The organism is Agreia sp., from assembly GCF_964263775.1.
In the GTDB taxonomy this organism is placed as follows: Bacteria; Actinomycetota; Actinomycetes; order Actinomycetales; family Microbacteriaceae; genus Agreia.
The window spans coordinates 1-5,265 of sequence record NZ_CAXVWM010000108.1 but is presented as its reverse complement, the minus strand read 5'-3'; the positions used below and the strand labels follow the sequence as shown (position 1 = coordinate 5,265).

Sequence of the window (5,265 nt, the reverse complement as noted above, 5' to 3'; positions counted from 1 at the left end):
GTAGGTAACCAGGTCAGCGAGAAGAAGTTGGCCATCTGATTAGCGGCGTTCAGGAACCACAACAATGGCGTCGCAATGACTAGCTGGCGCGCGAACAGTTCGCGCAGCGAGCCGCGGCGGGCAGTCGGGGCAGAGCCACTTGAGACGACCAGAGTCTGAGTGCCGATCCGCAGGTCCGGACGCATGAGGGCCGCCAGCCTCCGGGCACGATGCTGTTGACCGCCGCGTTCGACGACGAAGCGAAGCGACTCCGACAGGCGAGCCCACGCGATGAGGGCGACCACCAGGGGCAGCGTTCCGCCAGCCACGAGAAGCACCTGCCAACCGAAGCGCGGCACCAGCGCCGCCGACACGAGTCCGGGGAGAGCGATGCCCGCGGCCACGCCTAGGGTGACGAGGACGACGGCCCGCCCGCGGAGCCGACTGGGCGACAGCTCGGCGACCAAGGCTATGACGTTGGGGATCACGCCGCCGATGCCGATGCCGGTGAGGAATCGCAGCACGAGTAGCTGGTGGAGCGACGATGCGATGCTGGAAGCGAGGGTCAGCGTCCCGACGAGTGCGAGGCTTCCCAGAATGGCCCTCTTCCGCCCGTGACGATCGCCAAGGAAGCCGAAGATGGGCGCCCCGAGGGCCAGACCGACGATGCCTGCGGAGAACACCGGCACCAAGTCGCCTGGGGTGACGTGCCACGCCTTTACGAGTTCGGGACCCACATATCCGATGGCAGCGAGGTCGAAGCCATCGCTCACCAAGGCAAGCGTGGCGATGACAAGGAGAGTAATCATCCCCCGGCCCATCCGCTGGCACTCTATCACGTCTTCTACATCGACCACCGGCAGTTCCGACATGCTGTCCCCTTCGAGGCTCAGCCGCGTCATGGTCCGCGCGATCCCTGATCCCACCCGGGCATGGACTTCCGAAAGCTGACCCAGAAGGACCATATTGACTACGCACGATACCGTGACGGTATCGCGTGCTGCGCGCGTGGTCGGATGGTCGATAGTTGTGAGCCATATGCAGCCGCGTAGTTTGCGATACCGAAAATCAATCGCGCAGGTCCACTTGCCATCGTTCTGCTGGCCCTGACGCCGATAAGTCGGCGGCGGAATCAAGCGACACCGCCTGACGCACTGCGTCGTCCGGCGATCAATAAGTCGCATGGCAGTTAGGGAGGAAATGAAATGCGCTTCGGATGCTCGACGATCACGATCCTTGCGGCTTTGCCGGCGATGGCGGCCGCGCAAGAAGCCCCGCCACAGGCGCCCGATCAGTCGCAAGCGGCGCAGTTGCCGAGGGACAGCGGCCAGCTCGAGGAGATCGTCGTGACCGCTCAGAAGCGCGTCCAGAACGTGCAGGACGTTCCGATCGCGGTGACCGCCATCAGCGGAGGGCAGCTCGCGACCTCCGGCGTGATCTCCACCACGCAGCTCGGAGTGGCGGTACCGGGCGTGAACATCCGTACCACCGTCGGCGCCTTCCAGCCGTCGATCCGCGGCGTCGGTACATCCGCCAACTTCGCAGAGAACCCCGTCGCCCTGTACATCGACGGCGTGTACTATCCGTTCCAGCGCGAGGGCCTGCGCGAACTGAACGACATCGAACAGATTGCCGTGCTCAAGGGACCCCAAGGGACGTTATTCGGTCGGAACGCGACCGGGGGCGTGTTCCAGATAACGACCCGCGCCCCCTCTCAGGCATTCAAGGCCGAACTCGGGGCCAGTGTCGACAATTACGCCACGCTGAAGACCGACGCGTACCTCACCGGTGGACTTACGAGTAACGTCGCGGCCAGCCTGTCAGGCAGCTACACTACGCAGGGCAACGGATGGGGGTACAACCCGACCACCAAGCACGATACTTATAAAATCCACGACAACTGGTCCTTGCGGGGTAAGCTGCTGTTCACTCCCGGAACCCGCACCGAGATCACAATCATCGGGGACTATCAGAGCAAGAACGAGGACAATGGCCCGTACTACCGTCCCTATCCGGGAACGACGGAGCGCCTGCCCGGATTTGTCGATACGGGGAATGTCTACGACAGCGGCAACAACATCGACTCGACACTGACCCTCAAGGCGGGCGGAGCCAGCGGACGGATCGTCCACGATCTCGGGGGCGTCAAGGTCACGAGTACGACGGCCTATCGCAGCGCTAAGGCGACCGCGCAGTGGGACATCGATGGAACGCCCACACTAGGCCAAGAGAACTACGGCACCAATCGGTCGAATATGTTCTCTCAGGAACTGCTGATAGCGTCCGATTCCGACCGCGACTTCCACTGGTCGACGGGGGCCTACTACCTCTACTACACCCTCGACTTCGCCCCGTTCTACCGCAAATTCTACGGTATCCTAGCGCCGCTGCCGACGTCCAACGCCTCCACGAGCGTCAACGACAAGGAAAAGGCGCGGTCCTTCGCTCCGTTCGGACAGATCGACTTCACCATCCTTCCTGACACACGCCTGACCTTGGGCGCGCGCTACACCATCGAGAAGCGGTCCTTCGTCGGGACAACCACTGCGGTCCGTAACAACGGTTCGTTTAATCCCGCCGTTCATCCGCCGGTCGTCGGCGAGTTCACGTTCAAAAAGCCCTCGTGGCGCGTCTCGTTGGACCATCGCTTCAGCGACGACGTGCTGGGCTACCTTTCGTATAATCGGGGAATCAAGAGCGGGGGGTACAATGTGTCCGTGCCGACCGCCCCGTCGTACCAGCCCGAGCAGCTCGACGCCTACGAGGCCGGGCTGAAAACCGAGTTGTTCGATCGCACCCTGCGATTGAACGCGGCGGCCTTCTACTACACTTACAAGGATCTCCAGCTCAGCAAGTTCGTCAATGGCGCGATGGTGCTAACGAATGCCGCCTCGGCCGAGATATACGGGCTGGACGCGGACTTCGAGGCGCGGGTCACCCCTGAATTCCGGCTGAGTGGCGGTGTCTCGGTGCTGCATAGCGCTTACAACCGCTATGTGGGCGCCCAGTTCATCGTTCCCTTGGCGACCGGCGGCATCGCCAACGATCCCACGCGGACCGACGCCTCCGGCAACCGCTTGCAGCTCGCCCAGAACTTCAGCGCGAGCATCACCGCGACCTACACCAAGAAGCTGGACTTCGGGACGATCAGCCTGAGCGCCACTGAAAGTCACAGCGGCGACTACTTCTTCGAGGCCGACAACTTCGCACGGCAGCCGGCGTACGACACCGTGAACGCGTCGGCGAGCTGGACGTCGCTTTCCGACGGGGTGACCGGCACCCTGTTCGTCCGAAACCTGTTGAACAAGCGCGTGATCGGACAGGCCGCTAGCATCACATCGGTCGGCCTTGAGGCTGCATACACCTACGAGCCCCGCGTTTATGGTGCGGCCGTCCGGGTGCGGTTCTAAGGTAGATGGATAGGCGCTCATGAGGGACGCGATGGAATCATTGGTCGCGGATGCGCGTGACGCGCTCGGAAGCGATGGACCCCCACATGGGGGCGAACCGGACACCGCTCCGAGATTTGAACTCTTCCACGCGGCCAACTCCATCTGCTCGCACAAGGTCCGGGCGGTCCTGGCGCATCATGGTCTCCCCTACGCCAGTCACGTCCTGAACATGTTCGAGGGGCAGACGTATCTACCGGCGTATGTCAGACTGCGGATGGTAGGCTGCGAGCGCTTTGGTGGCTCGCTCGTGTCCCGCCACACCGGGAGCACGGCGGCGCATGCCGGATGCGACGGCGCCGTCGTGCCCACGCTCATCGACTGGCGGGACGGTGGGGTTCTGGTAGATTCTAAAAGGATCTGCATCCATCTCGACAACCAGGGACCGGAGGATCTCCGCCTGCGGCCTTCTCCCCTTGTCTCCAGGATCGACGAACAGCTTGCGATCGTCGACGATCTCCCAAACTACCAGCTTCTGATGGGACGCACGCCCACGACGACGGAGGCAGCCAGAACGGCAAGCGATGTCGGCGGCGCTTTCTCACGGCGCAAGGTAGCTTGGTGCGACCGTTACATGGCCCAGAACGTGGCCGAGCCCCGGCTCTTGGCGGCCTACCAAGCCAAGCGGGCCAAGGAGCTTTCTGCAGCGGAGAACCTGTTCACGCCCGAGGCGATGCGAGAGGCGTATGATCGCGCCGAGCGTTCAGTCGTGGACCTGGAGCGAAGCCTCGGTGAGGTCGAAGGGCCGTTCCTCTATGGTGCTGTTGTGACCATGGCGGACCTGTTCTGGGGAATCGAGCTGCTGCGCATGGGGAACACCGGCGTTTCGACCTTCTGGGAAGGCGGACGTTTGCTGCGGGTCGAGGCTTTCGCGGCAGCTACGGAGGGCTTGCCCGCGATACGCAGCGCGGTAGTCGAATGGCCGGGAGCAATGTTCTGAAGAACGAATCGACGGGTCTCGGGCCCAGAACACGACGGAGCAGTTCATGCGACTGATCGCGACGGAGGAGGCGTTCGCCCCCGCCGAATACATCACCGAGTTCCTCAAGCTCACCGCTTCGGTCGACACGGCCGTCTCGCGCTACCTCGGCATTTACTACCGTCAGCCCCTCGCCGTGAGACAGTTAACCGACCTCGACTACCGCCTCGCCGAGATGGATGAGTTCGGGGTCGACATGCACCTGCTGGGCATCACCGGCCCAGGCGTGCAGGCGTTCGATGCCGATTTGGGAACCGAACTCGCGATCATCGCTAACGATGGGCTTGCCGCCGCGGTCGCGCGCCATCCTACGCGCTTCGCCGGCCTCGCCGCCGTCGCGCCACAATCGCCAACGCGTGCGGTTGAAGAAATAGAGCGTGCTGTGGGCTCGCTCGGGCTGAACGGGGTGATCATAAACTCGCACACCCACGGGGAGTATCTCGACGACGAGAAGTTCTGGCCGATCCTAGGCGCAGTTGTTGCGCACAACGTCCCGCTCTACCTGCATCCCAGTTTTCCGCCTGAGGGCATCATCGAGCCCTATTCCAGATACGGCATGATGGGGGCCCTCTGGGGCTTCGGCGCAGACGCCTCCCTGCACGCAGTACGTATGATCCTCGGCGGCGTCTTCGACGCCTTCCCCGACCTCAAGCTGGTGCTCGGACATCTAGGGGAGGCCATCCCCTTCTGGCTGGATCGGTTGGACAACCGATATCAGAACATTCTGCGACGCGGTGGACTTGAGCCGCTGGGGATGAAGCGCCTTGAGATGCTGCCGAGCGAGTACTTCGCGCGTAACGTATATTGCACAACCAGCGGAATGAACACGAGGGCGCCGCTCGACTTCTGCCTGCGCGT

General features: G+C 63.0%; 4 protein-coding genes. 3 read left to right on the top strand and 1 reads right to left on the bottom strand.

The genetic code is table 11. The annotated features are described in order from the left end of the window. Positions 1-1,115 (bottom strand): MFS transporter (locus tag ACE5CZ_RS08275; protein WP_374946853.1); only part of this gene is annotated, 1,115 nt, incomplete at its 3' end. Between the two features lie 69 nt (positions 1,116-1,184). Between ACE5CZ_RS08275 and ACE5CZ_RS08270 the strand changes: the two genes are divergently transcribed. From ACE5CZ_RS08270 to ACE5CZ_RS08260, 3 genes are all read left to right on the top strand, one after another. Continuing rightward, positions 1,185-3,389: a TonB-dependent receptor gene (locus tag ACE5CZ_RS08270; RefSeq protein ID WP_374946852.1), complete on the top strand. Its 2,205-nt coding sequence runs from the start codon at positions 1,185-1,187 to the stop codon at positions 3,387-3,389. A gap of 19 nt (positions 3,390-3,408) precedes the next feature. Beyond that, positions 3,409-4,368, top strand: a complete 960-nt coding sequence (locus ACE5CZ_RS08265) for a glutathione S-transferase family protein (RefSeq protein WP_374946851.1) — start codon at positions 3,409-3,411, stop codon at positions 4,366-4,368. Positions 4,369-4,414: 46 nt separating this feature from the next. Next, on the top strand, positions 4,415-5,265 hold an 851-nt coding region (locus ACE5CZ_RS08260; RefSeq protein ID WP_374946850.1), incomplete at its 3' end, for an amidohydrolase family protein.